Here is a 13,283-nt window from a genome sequence, read left to right on the forward strand (position 1 = left end):
GACACCAAGGTCCGGGCCAATCAATTCGTTGAAACCTGCCGCGTCGCGGCGCGCGCTTATTGCGACGCCGCTTTCGCGAACTTGCGACGGTCCTGAAGTTCCTCGGCGACGAGGAAGGCCAGTTCCAGCGACTGGCTCGCATTCAGACGCGGGTCGCAGGCGGTGTGGTAGCGCGAGGACAGATCGCCATCGGTCACGGCGCGCACGCCGCCGGTGCATTCGGTCACGTCCTTGCCGGTCATCTCGAAATGCACGCCGCCGGGGATCGTGCCCTCGGCTTTGTGGATCGCGAAGAACTCCTTCACCTCGCGCAGCACGGACTCGAAGGGCCGGGTCTTGAACCCGCTCGCCGATTTGATCGTGTTGCCGTGCATCGGATCGCAGGACCAGACGACATTCGCGCCCTCGGCCTCGACCGTGCGGATCAGGCGCGGCAGGTGATCGCCGACATTGCCCGCGCCGAAACGCGCGATCAGGGTCAGACGGCCCGCCTCGTTTTCCGGGTTCAGCTTCTCCATCAGCACCTTGAGGTCGTCCTCGGTGGTGGTGGGGCCGCATTTCAGGCCGATCGGGTTCTGCACGCCGCGTGCGAATTCGACATGCGCGCCGTCGGGCTGACGGGTGCGGTCGCCGATCCAGAGCATGTGGCCGGTGCCCGCGATCGGCAGGCCGGAGGTGGAATCGATGCGGCAGAGCGCCTCTTCATATTCCAGCAGCAGCGCCTCGTGCGAGGTGTAGAAATCGACCGAAGCCAGCTCATGCGCGGTTTCCGAGGTCACGCCCGCAGCCCGCATGAAGTCCATCGCCTCCGAGATCTGATCGGCGACCTGACGGTATTTCTCGGCATCGTCGGCATCGGTGAAGCCCGCGATCCAGCTTTGGACGCGGTGGATGTCGGCGAAACCACCGGTCGAGAAGGCGCGCAGCAGGTTCAGCGAGGCCGCCGCCTGCGTGTAGGCCTGCAGCATCCGGTTCGGATCGGGCAGACGCGCCTCCGAGGTGAATTCGAAGCCGTTGATGATGTCGCCGCGGTAGCTCGGCAGCTCGGTGCCGTCGATGGTCTCGGTCGGTGCCGAACGCGGCTTGGCGAACTGACCCGCCATGCGACCGACCTTGATGACCGGAACCTTCGCGCCCCAGGTCAGCACGACAGCCATCTGCAGCATCACTTTGAAAGTGTCGCGAATGTTATCGGCCGAGAATTCCCCGAAGGACTCGGCGCAATCGCCACCCTGCAGCAGGAATGCTTCGCCGCGCGCGGCTTTCGCCAGCTCCGACTTCAGCGTGCGTGCCTCGCCCGCGAAGACCAGCGGCGGCATCCGCGACAGCTGTGCCTCGACAGCGTTCAGCGCCCCTGATCGGGATAGTCGGGCATCTGAACCCGCGGTTTCGCGCGCCAGTCCGATTTGCTCCAACCCTTGCCCATCTGATCCTCCAAAAGCGTGGTCGTTTCATTCGGCGCCGCTTATAGACGGCGCGGGTCAGGGAAACAAACCCGAAATTGCATTTCCGCACGCCTGCGGGCCCCTCCGTAAGTTCCCCCTCTTGCGGCGGGCACCAATTTCCTGTTTCGGTGATTCACCACAGATGACGGATTGACGACATGCCTGATCCCCGCCCCACCCGTCGCCCAGCCCCTTCGCAGGGGATGATCCGGATCGCGCCGGACGCGCGCCAGCGCTCGGTCGTCTTCATGCTTCTCGACCGGTTCACGATGATGGCCTTCGCCAGCGCGATCGAGCCGCTGCGCCTCGCCAATCAGGTCTCGGGCCGCACGCTTTATACGTGGAAACTGGCCTCGGAAACCGGCGAGGATGTCACCTGTTCGAACGGCACGACCTTCCGCACCGATATCGGGCTCGAAGAATTGGGCCGCGATACGATGGTGCTGGTCTGCGGCGGCATCGACGTGGCCGAGGCGGTCACCAAGCCGCTTCTGAACTGGTTGCGGCGCGAGGCACGACGCGGTGCTACGATCGGGGGCCTGTGCACCGGCTCTTATGCGCTGGCCCGCGCGGGGCTACTCGATGGCAAGCGCGCGACGATCCATTGGGAGAATGTCGACGCTTTCGCCGAGGATTTCCCCGATATCGAGCTGACCAAGGGCGTCTTCGTGATCGACGGCAACCGGGTGACGACGGCGGGCGGCACCGCCTCGATCGACCTGATGCTGCGGCTGATCGCCCGCGATCACGGCGAGGAACTGGCCAATACCGTCGCCGATCAGCTCATCCATTCCTCGATCCGCTCGGATCGCGACACGCAGCGCCTGTCGATTCCCACCCGGATCGGCGTGCGTCACCCCAAGCTCGCGCAGGTGATCGGGCGGATGGAACGCAATATCGAAGACCCCATCAGCCCCGCGACGCTCGCGACCGAAGTGGGCATGTCCGCGCGCCAGCTGGAGCGGCTGTTCCGTCGCTATCTCAACCGCTCGCCGAAGCGCTACTACATGGAATTGCGGCTGCAAAAAGCGCGTAACCTGTTGATGCAAACGGAAATGAGCGTGATCAACGTGGCCATGGCCTGCGGCTTTGCGAGCCCGTCGCATTTCTCGAAATGCTACCGCGCGCATTACCAGACCACACCCTACCGTGAACGCGGCGCGAGCGCTGCGGGCGAAAAGGAAAGCCTGGACTCCACCGTGGATTTAGGACCGGAAGACTCGCTCGACTGAAAATTGCGCAATCACCCCCTGCGCCTTTCACGAATTTGCACATAACCCCAAATTGCCGTTACGTCGCATTGCGCGCACCTTGACCTTCGGGTCCGTTTTTCGCGTCATCGCGCCACTCGCGGTTCTTCACATTTGACAAACCGCGCACTAACCTCGCGCAAGAACGCGAGTTCCAACACGGGAGTGAACACATGAAAAAACTGCTTCTGGCTTCGGCTGCGATCGCGCTTGGCGCGACTGGCGCATATGCCGATGACGTGAAGATGGGCGTCCTGCTGGGCTTTACCGGCCCGCTTGAATCGCTCGCCCCGCCGATGGCGCAGGGTGCCGAGATGGCGATCAAGGAAGTCTCCGATTCCGGCAAGCTGCTGGGTGGCGACACCGTGACCGCAGTCCGCGGCGACTCGACCTGCGTCGACGCAGCCGCCGCCACCGCGGCAGGCGAAACGCTGGTCACTACCGACAAGGTCGCTGGCATCATGGGCGCAATGTGCTCGGGCGCGACCACCGCTGTCCTGCAGAACGTCGCAATGCCGAACGGCGTCGTGATGATCTCGCCCTCGGCGACCTCGCCGGCACTCTCGACGCTCGAGGATGATGGCCTGTTCTTCCGCACCGCGCCGTCGGATGCGCGTCAGGGCGAAGTCATGGCCGACGAGATCCTCGAGAAGGGCATCAAGAACGTCGCTGTGACCTACACCAACAACGACTACGGCAAGGGTCTCGCGGACAGCTTCGAGAAAGCCTACAAGGCCAAGGGCGGCAGCGTCACGATCTCGGCCGCGCACGAAGACGGCAAAGGCGACTACTCCGCTGAAGTCGCATCGCTCGCTTCCGCAGGTGGCGACGCGCTCGTCATCGTCGGCTATATCGACCAGGGCGGCTCGGGCATCCTGCGCGGCGCACTCGACACCGGCGCCTTCGAGAAGTTCGTCTTCCCCGACGGCATGGTCAGCCAGACGCTTGAGGACAATTTCGGCTCGGAAATCAACGGCTCCTTCGGCCAGCTTCCCGACTCGGCAGGCGACGGCATGAAGACCTATCTCGGCATGGCAGAGAAAGCCGGCTTCGACGGCTCGTCGGCCTATTCGGGCGGCGCCTATGACGCGGCGGCTCTGATGCTGCTCGCAATGCAGGCGGCGGATTCCACCGACCCGAAAGTCTACAAAGACAAGGTCATGGAAGTCGCGAACGGCCCCGGCGAGAAGATCTATCCCGGCGAGCTGGGCAAGGCGCTCGACCTGATCAAGGAAGGCAAGCCGGTCGACTATGAAGGCGCGACCGCCGTCAACCTGATCGGCAATGGCGAAGCCGCGGGCACCTTCCGCGAAATCACGATCAAGGACGACAAGATCGAGACGGTGAAATACCGCTAAGCGATCATCAGAGCTGAAGCAGCCCGGAGCGATCCGGGCTGTTTTCAATTATAAAACAACAAGATGCGGCGTGAAGCTAACACGCCTACAACTCAGGGGACCCTATGATCCGGGTTGAAAACCTAGTCAAATCCTTCGGCGGATTCCGCGCGGTCGATGGCGCGAGCCTCGAAATCGCGACCGGCTCGATCACCGGGCTGATCGGCCCGAACGGCGCCGGCAAATCCACGCTCTTCAACGTCATCGCAGGCGTGCACGAACCCACCGCGGGCCGTGTCACGATGGATGGCGAGGACATCACCGGGCTTGCCCCGCACGAGCTGTTCCACAAGGGGCTGCTGCGCACCTTCCAGATCGCGCACGAGTTTCCTTCGCTCACCGTGCGCGAGAACCTGATGATGGTGCCCACCGGACAGGCGGGCGAGACGCTCTGGAACACATGGTTCGGGCGAAAGCACATCCGCGACGAGGAAGCGGCGCTTCTGAAGAAGGCCGATGAAGTTCTCGATTTCTTGACGATTTCGCATCTCAAGGATGAGAAGGCGGGCAACCTCTCGGGCGGTCAGAAGAAGCTTCTGGAGCTGGGCCGCACGATGATGGTCGAAGCCAAGATCGTCTTCCTCGACGAGGTCGGCGCGGGCGTGAACCGGACGCTTCTCAACACGATCGGCGATGCCATCGTGCGCCTCAACAAGGAACGCGGCTACACCTTCTGCGTGATCGAACACGACATGGATTTCATCGGCCGCCTCTGCGACCCGGTCATCGTGATGGCCGAGGGCAAGGTGCTGGCCCAAGGGTCTGCCGATCACATCATGGAAAACGAGGCCGTCATCGAAGCCTATCTGGGCACCGGGTTGAAGAACAAGGTCAAGGCCGAGGAAACCGCCGAGACCGCCGCCCACGAAGATCACGGCGCGCAGCCCGGTCTGGGCGATGAAGCCGGCCATGGAGGCGACCAATGAGCTATCTCAACGCTTCCAACATGACCGGCGGCTACGGCAAGGCCGATATCCTGCACGATTGCACGCTGACCGTCGAAAAGGGTGAGATCGCCGTAATCGTCGGCCCCAACGGCGCGGGCAAATCCACCGCGATGAAGGCGGTCTTCGGCATGCTCGGCCTGCGCGAAGGCAAGGTCACGCTCGACGGGCAGGACATCACCGGCCTCTCGCCGCAGGACCGCGTTAAGAAAGGTATGGGCTTCGTCCCGCAGGTGAACAACGTCTTCCCGACCATGACGGTCGAGGAAAACCTCGAGATGGGCGCCTTCATCCGCGACGACGATTTCCGGGGCACGATGGATCAGGTCTTCGATCTGTTCCCGATCCTGAAGGAAAAACGTCGCCAGAACGCGGGCGAGCTGTCCGGCGGCCAGCGTCAGCAGGTGGCCGTGGGCCGCGCGCTGATGACCCAGCCGAAACTGCTGATGCTCGACGAGCCGACCGCGGGCGTCTCGCCCATCGTGATGGACGAGCTGTTCGACCGCATCATCGAGGTCGCCCGCAGCGGCATCTCGATCCTGATGGTCGAACAGAACGCCCGCCAAGCCCTTGAGATCGCGGATAAAGGTTATGTCCTCGTGCAAGGCGCGAACAAATACACCGACACTGGCGAGGCCCTTCTGGCCGACCCGGAAGTCCGCCGCACCTTCCTGGGGGGCTGAGCAATGGAACTCATCAACGCGCTTGTCGCGGTCACCAATTACGTCATCATCCCCGCCACCGCCTATGGCGCGCAGCTCGCGCTCGGGGCGCTCGGGGTCACGCTGATCTACTCGATCCTGCGGTTCTCCAACTTCGCCCATGGCGACACGATGGCCTTCGGCACCGGGGTCGTGATCCTGATCACCTGGGGTTTCCAGGCGATGGGGATCAGCTTCGGCCCGCTGCCGACCGCCCTTCTCGCCCTGCCCTTCGGCATCGCGGTCACCGCGGCGCTGATGCTCGGGACCGACAAGGTCGTTTACCAATATTACCGAAAAGTCAGGGCTGCGCCCGTGGTCATGGTCATGGTCTCGGTCGGCGTGATGTTCGTGATGAACGCGCTCACCCGCTTCCTGATCGGCGTCGACCAGATCAATTTCGACGACGGCACGCGTTTCGTGATCAACGCGCGGCAATGGCGCGAGATGACGGGTCTGCACGAGCCGCTGACGCTGCGTTCGACCCAAGTCATCACCGTCGTCACCGCGATCATCACCGTGGCCGCCCTGTTCTGGTTCCTCGGCAAGACGCGCACCGGCAAATCCATGCGCGCGTTTTCCGATAACGAGGATCTGGCGCTGCTGTCGGGCATCGACCCGAACAAGGTCGTGGCCGTCACCTGGATCATCACCGGCGCGCTCGCGACCATCGCAGGCACGCTTTACGGGCTCGACAAGTCGTTCAAAGCCTTCACCTATTTCCAGCTTCTGCTACCAATCTTCGCCTCGGCCATCGTCGGCGGCATCGGCAACCCGGTGGGCGCGATCGCGGGCGGCTTCGTGATCTCCTTCTCGGAGGTGGGCCTCACCTACGCGTGGAAGAAGGTCGCGACCTATCTGGTCCCGAACTGGGAGCCGGACGGCCTCGTCCAGCTTCTCTCCACCGATTACAAATACGCAGTCAGCTTCACGATCCTGATCCTCGTCCTGATCTTCAAGCCGACCGGCCTCTTCAAGGGGAAAATCGTATGAGCAGCAATCGTCAGGCTGGCGAGACCAGCCGTCTCCGCGCCCCCCTCTTCTTCGCCATCATGGCCGCGCTCATCCTGCTCGAGGGCTTCACCTCGGGCTGGAACTCGGCGCTCGGCATTCTCAACATGGGGCTTCTGTCGGCGATCATGGCGCTCGGCGTGAACATGCAGTGGGGCTATGCGGGCCTGTTCAACGCGGGCGCAATGGGCTTCCTCGCGCTTGGCGGCCTCGCCCCGGTGCTGATCTCCATGCCGCCCACCCCCGGCGCCTTCTCGGGCGGCGGTCCGGGCATCATGGCGGCCTTCTTCGTGGCCATCGTCGCGGTGCTGGCGGCGGTCTGGATCTGGCGCAACCTGCGCGGCAAGACGCGCGGCCTCGCCGTGACCGCGGTGCTGGTCGTCGGCTTCTTCACCTATCGCTGGCTGTTCGATCCGGCGGTCGAGGTGATCGAGGCGATCAACCCCTCGGCGCAGGGCAACCTCGGCGGGCTGGGCCTGCCGACGCTGATCTCCTGGCCCGTGGGCGCGGTTCTCGCCGCAGGCGCGGCCTGGCTGGTCGGCAAGACCGCTCTCGGCCTGCGCTCGGATTACCTCGCGATCGCCACGCTCGGCATCGCAGAGATCATCGTCGCGATCCTGAAGAACGAGCAATGGCTCGACCGGGGCGTGCTGAACGTCAACGGCATCCCGCGCCCCTGGCCGGTGCCCTACGAGATCGACCTGCAGAACTCGCCCGATTTCGTCGCACAGATGCAGAGCTGGGGTCTCGATCCGCAGCTGGGCTCCACCATCGCGGTGAAGCTGGCCTTCCTCGTTCTGTTCGTGATCGTCATCCTCGCGCTGATCTGGCTGACCGAGATGTCGCTGAAAGCGCCCTGGGGCCGGATGATGCGCGCGATCCGCGACAACGAGATCTCGGCGGCGGCAATGGGCAAGAACGTCACCCGCCGCCACCTGCAGATCTTCGTGCTGGGCTCGGCGGTGATCGGGCTTGCGGGCGCGATGATGATCTCGCTCGACGGGCAGATGACGCCGACCTCCTACAACCCGCTGCGCTACACCTTCCTGATCCTCGTGATGGTGATCGTGGGCGGCTCGGGCAACAACTGGGGGTCGATCCTCGGCGGTGTGCTGATCTGGTATGTCTGGGTCAAGGCGGGCGACTGGGGCCCGGATATCATGGGCGCGCTGGCCGCACCCTTCCCCGATGGCGGGCTCAAGGATCACCTGATCCAGTCGGCCCCGCATATGCGGATGCTCGTGATGGGGATCATCCTGCTGATGGTGCTGCGCTTCAGCCCGCGCGGCCTGCTGCCGGAGAAATAAAAACGAGGGGCTCTGCCCCTCGCCCGTTCCGGGCTCACCCCGGGATATTTCTTCCAAAACGAAGACAAGGCGCGCGCCCCGAAAGGAGGCGCGCGTTTTCCGTTACTCCTCGCCGCCGTCGAATTGGGCGACGCGGGCGCCCGCCTTGTTCGTGGTGACGACGCCGAGCGATTTGAGTTTGCGGTGCAGCGCCGAGCGTTCCATGCCGACGAAATTCGCAGTCCGCGAGATGTTGCCCCCGAAACGGTTGATCTGGGTGAGCAGGTATTCGCGCTCGAACAGCTCGCGCGCCTCGCGCAAAGGCAGCGTTGCGAGCGCGCCGCCCAAAACGATGCGGCCCTCATCCGCCGGGCCTTCCTGACCGGGCAGCTCGCGCGCCTCGATCGCGCCCGTGCCTTCGCCGAGGATCAGCACCCGCTCGATCACGTTGCGCAGCTGGCGGACATTGCCCGGCCAGTCCATCGTCTGCATCAGCGCCGCGGCCTCTTCCGAGATTTCACGCAGCGGCAGGCCCTGGGTCTCGTTGAAGCCGCGCAGGAAATGATCGGCCAGAAGCGGCACGTCCTCGCGCCGCTCCGAGAGCGGCGGCACCTCGATCGGCACCACGTTCAGCCGGTCGTAGAGCTCCTGCCGGAAAAGCCCCTCGCGAATCTGCGTCATCAGATCGCGAGTCGTCGACGAGATCACCCGCAGATCGACGCGGACCTTGTCGGCCCCGCCCACGCGCAGGAATTGCTGCTCGGTCAGCACGCGCAGGATTTTCGACTGCGTGCCGAGCGGCATCTCGGCCACCTCGTCGAAATAGATCACGCCGCCATGGGCCTGTTCCAAGAGCCCCTTCTCGACGCCGCGCTCGGGTGTTTCGCGCCCGAAGAGCACCTCTTCCATCCGGTCGGGTTCGATCGAAGCGGAATTGACCGTGATGAACGGCCCCGCCGCACGGGTCGAGAACTGGTGGATATAGCGCGCGGCCATCTCCTTGCCCGAGCCCGGCTCGCCCGTCAGCATCACCCGGCCGTTGGACTTGGTCACCTTGTCGAGCTGATCCTTCAGCCGCCGGAACGCGGCCGAGTCGCCGATCATCTCGCCCGAGGACATGTCGCGGCGCTTGAGCGTCGAGTTCTCGCGCCGCAGCCGCGCCGTCTCCATCGCGCGCGAGATCACCACCATCAGCTGGTCGATGTTGAAGGGCTTCTCGATGAAGTCGTAGGCGCCCTGCTTGATCGCCGCCACCGCGATCTCGATATTGCCGTGGCCCGAGATGATGATCACCGGCACGTCCGGGTTGTCGCGCTTGACCGTCTTGAGGATGTCGATCCCGTCCATCTTGCTGTCCTTCAGCCAGATATCGAGGATCATCAGCGCCGGTTCCTGCGCGTTGATCTCGTCCATGCACTCGTTGGAATTCGCCGCGAGGCGTGTCTTGAAGCCTTCGTCGCGCAGGATGTCGGCGATCAGCTCGCGGATGTCTTTCTCGTCGTCGACGATCAGAATGTCGCTCATGTCACTTCCCCGGGGGCTTCGCCCCTCTCCTTGATGGCTCTGAGCGCTGCTCGCGCGCGTGGGAGCCTGATTTCGGCGAGCGCCCCGCGATGAGCACCCTCTGCGAAGGCGGGCGCGTCGCTCAGCGTCAGCGTTCCACCATGTTCCTCAATGATCTTCTTGACGATGGGAAGGCCCAGCCCGGTGCCTTTCTCGCGCGTCGTCACGTAAGGCTCGAACAGCCGCGAGCGGTCGGGCGGCAGGCCGATCCCGTTATCCGCGATATGGATCGTCACATGCTCGGGCGCGACCTGCATATCGAGGCGAACCTCGGGCGCGAAGCCTTCTTCCACGTTGCCTTTTTCCGTATAGGATTCAATCGCTTCGCCAGCATTCTTCACAAGGTTCGTCACCGCTTGCGAAATCATCGTCGCGTCCAGTTCGACAATCACCGGCTCTGTCGGGACATCCGTCACCAGCTTCGCGCCATGCAGGCTGTCTTGCTGCAAGGTCGCGGCGTCGCGCACGAGCTGCGCCAGATCGTGATCGGCGCGGTCGGGTTCCGGCATCCGCGCGAAGCGCGAGAATTCATCAACAATGCGCCGCAAGTCATTGGTTTGCCGCACAATCACGCCGGTGAGCTGATTGAGCGTTTCGAGATCTTCACCCTCGGTCATCTTGCCGAATTTGCGCTTGATCCGCTCGGCCGAGAGCTGGATCGGCGTCAGCGGGTTCTTGATCTCATGAGCGATGCGCCGCGCAACGTCGCCCCATGCCGCCATCCGCTGGGCCGAGACCAGATCGGTCACATCCTCGAAGGCCACCACATAGCCCTCGGGCGTGCCCAGATCGTTGCGCCGCACCGCCATGCGCACCAGCAGGCTTTCCAGCCGCCCACCGCGCGAGACCCGGATTTCCTCTTGCGCGACCTCGTTAAGTCCGTCCTGCAAGCGATTGTAAAGCCCGACGAATTCCGGAACGGCGGTCGAGAGCTCGCGGGCATTGTCACGCGCACTATCGAGCGCCAGCAAGGTCATCGCCGCCCGGTTCACGAAGTCTATCCGCCCATCGGCGTCCAGCCCGATCACCCCCGAAGTCACCGAAGACAGCACGGAATCGAACATCCGCCGACGTTCCTCGGTCTCGCGGTGGTTCTCGATCAGGGCCATGCGCTGGCCCTTCAACTGCCCGGTCATCCGGTTGAACGCCTCGCCGAGGGTCGCGATCTCGTCGTCGCCCTCGGCCTCGATGACCCGCGCATCCAGATCGCCCGACCCGACGCGCTCTGCCGCGGCGGCAAGCCGTCCGATGGGGCGCGACAGGCGCTCTGCGAACCACAGGCCCATCCAGAGCGCGGCGAGGATCAGGATCAGCGCGAAGCCGAAGTAAAGCAGCCCGAATTCGAAAATCACCCGGCCGCGCGCGCTTTCCAATTGCTGATAGAGCGTCACCGTCTCGCGCGTTTTATCGAGCAGCGCGAGGATCTGCCCGTCCACCTTGCGCGAGATATAGAGATAGCGGTCTACAAATGCATCGAGCCGGATCAGCGCGCGCAGTTCCGAGTTCGGCCAATCCTCGATCAGCACCGTCTCACCCTTCTGCGCCTCGACGATGTCGCGCGGGGAAGGTTCTTCGTAATCAAAGAGATAGGAGCGATCGCCGCGGGCTACGATCCGGCCCGTGCCGTCGATCACATAGGCCTCTTTCACGCCGCGCTGGATGCCCGCCTGCCCGGTGATCAGCAATTCGCGCAGTTCGCCATCCGACATGAAGGTCGAGGCCTGCCGCCGCAGATTGAGGAAATTCGCGAGCGCCCGGCTATCCTGCACAAGATCGCGCTTATGCTCGGACTGATACGCCTCGGCGGCCTGAAGCGACGTGCCCACGACCGAGCGCACGCGATCCGAGAACCAGCCCTCGAGACCGATATTCACCGTGAGGAACGCGAAGACCGCGACGAGGATCGTCGGCACCAGCGCGATGCCCGCGAAAACGCCCGTCAGGCGCAGGGTCAGCCGCGATCCGGCGGAATGCGCGCGCCGTGCCGCAATGATCTGCACCAGCCGCATCAGGATCAGACCGGCGAGTAGCAGGAAATAGACGAAATCGGCGAGCAGGATCAGGCGCAGCGCGGTGCTGTCCGCCCCCTGTCCCAAGGGCCCGAGGACTATAAAGGTCGCAATCGCGAGCGCCGGGCCCAGAACGACCAGACCGAAGGTAAACAGGTTGCGCACCCGCTTCTGGCGGCGAAAGCGCGCCAAACGGTCCCAGCCTGAGCGATATGCCGTGCTGCCCTGCACTAATGCCCCCTCATTCCAGACCGTGGCTCGCGAATCCGTGTGAACGGAAAAGCCACAGGCCCCTGTTGCGGGTTTACATCAGTTTGCGGCGGCGTGTCACCTGAATATCCAGATCGGTGATCTTTTTACGCAACGTATTGCGGTTGATGCCAAGCAGATCGGCACATCTGGCCTGGTTGCCACCGGTCGCATCGAGCGCGATTTCGATCAGCGGCGCCTCCATTTCCTTCAAAATCCGGTCGTAAAGGCCCGGAGGCGGCAGCGTGCCGCCGTGAAGGTCGAAATAGCGCCGCAGGTGGCGCGCGATGGAGGCGGAGAGCTTCTCGCCCTCGCCGCCTTGGCGCAGCGGCTCGATCGCAGGCTGGTTGCCCAGCACGAATTCCGCCTCCGCGCGGGTGATTTCTTCCTCGGGCGAGGTCACCGCAAGACGGCGGATCGTGTTCTCCAGCTGGCGCACGTTGCCGGGCCAGGAATAGGCGCGCACGAGTTGCAGAGCCTCGGGCGTGAAGCGGCGCAGGCCCAGCCCGTCGCGCTCGGCGCGGGCAAGGAAATGCTCGGCCAGAAGCGGGATATCCTCGACCCGCTCGCGCAGGCTCGGCACGTTCAGCGTCACGCCGCCCAGCCGGTAGAACAGGTCCTGACGGAACTTGCCGGCCTCCATCAGCCCCGCGAGGTCGATCTGTGTCGTCGCCATGATCCGCGGCGCGGGATCGGGCAGCGCGTCGAGCATCCGCACGATACGCGCCTGCGTGTCGTCGTCGTAATCGCCAACCTCGTCGAAGACGAGCGATCCGCCCTTGGCCTTCGCCACCAGCGCCGCCGGGCCGTCCGCGCCCTGCAGATCGCCCGCCTGCGCCACCACGAAGGGCAGCGTACGGCGATCCGAAAAGTCGTGAATAGCCTTCGCGATCAAGGACTTGCCGGTGCCGCTTTCACCCGCGATCAGCACCGCGAGATCGGCATTCATCACCCGTGCGACAAGCCGATAAAGCTCCTGCATCGCCGGCGTCCGCCCGACCAGAGGCAAATCGCCCGCATCGCCGCCGCCTTCGATCTCGCGCGGGGCGATCGGGCTACGGCGCTTCTGCTCCAGCGCCTTTTGCGCGCGCTTCATCAGGTCCGGCAGATCGAACGGTTTGGGCAGATAGTCGTAAGCCTCGGCCTCGGCTGCCTGGATCGCGGTCATGATCGTGTTCTGCGCAGAGATCACGATGACCGGCAGACCCGGGCGCTCCTCGGAGATTTTCGGCAGCGCCTCCAGCCCGTTACCGTCAGGCATGATCACGTCCGAGATCACCAAGTCGCCTTTGCCCTCTTCGACCCAACGCATCAGCGTTACCAGCGAAGCAGTGGCATGAACCTTACAGCCCGCCCGGGTCAGGGCCTGGGTCAGAACGGTGCGGATTGTGCGATCGTCATCCGCGACAAGTACGGTGCCGTCCATGG

At 64.1% G+C, this 13,283-nt stretch carries 9 protein-coding genes and 1 pseudogene; 6 read left to right on the top strand and 4 right to left on the bottom strand.

Going from position 1 to position 13,283, the window contains the following annotated elements:
• Positions 1 to 56: 56 nt before the first annotated feature.
• Positions 57 to 1,426 (bottom strand): annotated as a pseudogene (locus AKL02_RS10925) (class II 3-deoxy-7-phosphoheptulonate synthase).
• Positions 1,427 to 1,648: 222 nt separating this feature from the next.
• Between AKL02_RS10925 and AKL02_RS10930 the strand changes: the two are divergent.
• From AKL02_RS10930 to AKL02_RS10955, 6 genes are all read left to right on the top strand, one after another.
• A complete protein-coding gene (locus tag AKL02_RS10930) occupies positions 1,649 to 2,677 on the top strand; it encodes a GlxA family transcriptional regulator (protein WP_108722344.1) in 1,029 nt (342 codons plus the stop codon).
• A 191-nt stretch (positions 2,678 to 2,868) separates the two neighbouring features.
• Positions 2,869 to 4,053 carry an ABC transporter substrate-binding protein gene (locus tag AKL02_RS10935; protein ID WP_083077028.1) on the top strand — a complete coding sequence of 395 codons (1,185 nt, stop codon included), beginning with the start codon at positions 2,869 to 2,871 and terminating at the stop codon, positions 4,051 to 4,053.
• A gap of 104 nt (positions 4,054 to 4,157) precedes the next feature.
• On the top strand, positions 4,158 to 5,018 hold the full coding sequence (locus tag AKL02_RS10940; protein ID WP_083077030.1) for an ABC transporter ATP-binding protein: 861 nt from the start codon (positions 4,158 to 4,160) through the stop codon (positions 5,016 to 5,018).
• Positions 5,015 to 5,719 carry an ABC transporter ATP-binding protein gene (locus tag AKL02_RS10945; RefSeq protein ID WP_078540796.1) on the top strand — a complete coding sequence of 235 codons (705 nt, stop codon included), beginning with the start codon at positions 5,015 to 5,017 and terminating at the stop codon, positions 5,717 to 5,719. The genes AKL02_RS10940 and AKL02_RS10945 overlap by 4 nt, the downstream gene beginning before the upstream one ends.
• Before the next feature lie 3 nt (positions 5,720 to 5,722).
• Entirely contained in the window at positions 5,723 to 6,730 is a 1,008-nt protein-coding gene (locus AKL02_RS10950) for a branched-chain amino acid ABC transporter permease (protein ID WP_083077048.1), read from the top strand.
• On the top strand, positions 6,727 to 8,055 hold the full coding sequence (locus AKL02_RS10955; RefSeq protein ID WP_083077051.1) for a branched-chain amino acid ABC transporter permease: 1,329 nt from the start codon (positions 6,727 to 6,729) through the stop codon (positions 8,053 to 8,055). The genes AKL02_RS10950 and AKL02_RS10955 overlap by 4 nt, the downstream gene beginning before the upstream one ends.
• A 102-nt stretch (positions 8,056 to 8,157) precedes the next feature.
• Here the strand turns inward: AKL02_RS10955 and ntrX are convergent, their stop codons facing one another.
• The 3 genes from ntrX to AKL02_RS10970 all read right to left on the bottom strand — a co-directional run bounded on the left by ntrX (position 8,158) and on the right by AKL02_RS10970 (position 13,281).
• Positions 8,158 to 9,558 carry a nitrogen assimilation response regulator NtrX gene (ntrX, locus tag AKL02_RS10960; RefSeq protein WP_078520784.1) on the bottom strand — a complete coding sequence of 467 codons (1,401 nt, stop codon included), beginning with the start codon at positions 9,556 to 9,558 and terminating at the stop codon, positions 8,158 to 8,160.
• Positions 9,555 to 11,798 (bottom strand): sensor histidine kinase NtrY-like, encoded by a 2,244-nt coding sequence (locus tag AKL02_RS10965; RefSeq protein WP_078521037.1) that lies wholly within the window; start codon positions 11,796 to 11,798, stop codon positions 9,555 to 9,557. Before AKL02_RS10965 ends, ntrX begins: the two co-directional genes overlap by 4 nt.
• Before the next feature lie 112 nt (positions 11,799 to 11,910).
• Entirely contained in the window at positions 11,911 to 13,281 is a 1,371-nt protein-coding gene (locus tag AKL02_RS10970; RefSeq protein ID WP_078520785.1) for a response regulator, read from the bottom strand.
• Positions 13,282 to 13,283: the final 2 nt, after the last annotated feature.

This window comes from Thioclava electrotropha (assembly GCF_002085925.2).
GTDB classification, from domain to species: domain Bacteria; phylum Pseudomonadota; class Alphaproteobacteria; order Rhodobacterales; family Rhodobacteraceae; genus Thioclava; species Thioclava electrotropha.

What these genes read in the sequence shown, in the direction of transcription:
- ntrX (WP_078520784.1), bottom strand. Translation starts at nt 9,558, where the DNA reads ATGAGCGACATTCTGATCGTCGACGACGAGAAAGACATCCGCGAGCTG.
- AKL02_RS10935 (WP_083077028.1), top strand. Translation starts at nt 2,869, where the DNA reads ATGAAAAAACTGCTTCTGGCTTCGGCTGCGATCGCGCTTGGCGCGACT.
- AKL02_RS10970 (WP_078520785.1), bottom strand. Translation starts at nt 13,281, where the DNA reads ATGGACGGCACCGTACTTGTCGCGGATGACGATCGCACAATCCGCACC.
- AKL02_RS10940 (WP_083077030.1), top strand. Translation starts at nt 4,158, where the DNA reads ATGATCCGGGTTGAAAACCTAGTCAAATCCTTCGGCGGATTCCGCGCG.
- AKL02_RS10945 (WP_078540796.1), top strand. Translation starts at nt 5,015, where the DNA reads ATGAGCTATCTCAACGCTTCCAACATGACCGGCGGCTACGGCAAGGCC.
- AKL02_RS10955 (WP_083077051.1), top strand. Translation starts at nt 6,727, where the DNA reads ATGAGCAGCAATCGTCAGGCTGGCGAGACCAGCCGTCTCCGCGCCCCC.
- AKL02_RS10930 (WP_108722344.1), top strand. Translation starts at nt 1,649, where the DNA reads ATGATCCGGATCGCGCCGGACGCGCGCCAGCGCTCGGTCGTCTTCATG.
- AKL02_RS10950 (WP_083077048.1), top strand. Translation starts at nt 5,723, where the DNA reads ATGGAACTCATCAACGCGCTTGTCGCGGTCACCAATTACGTCATCATC.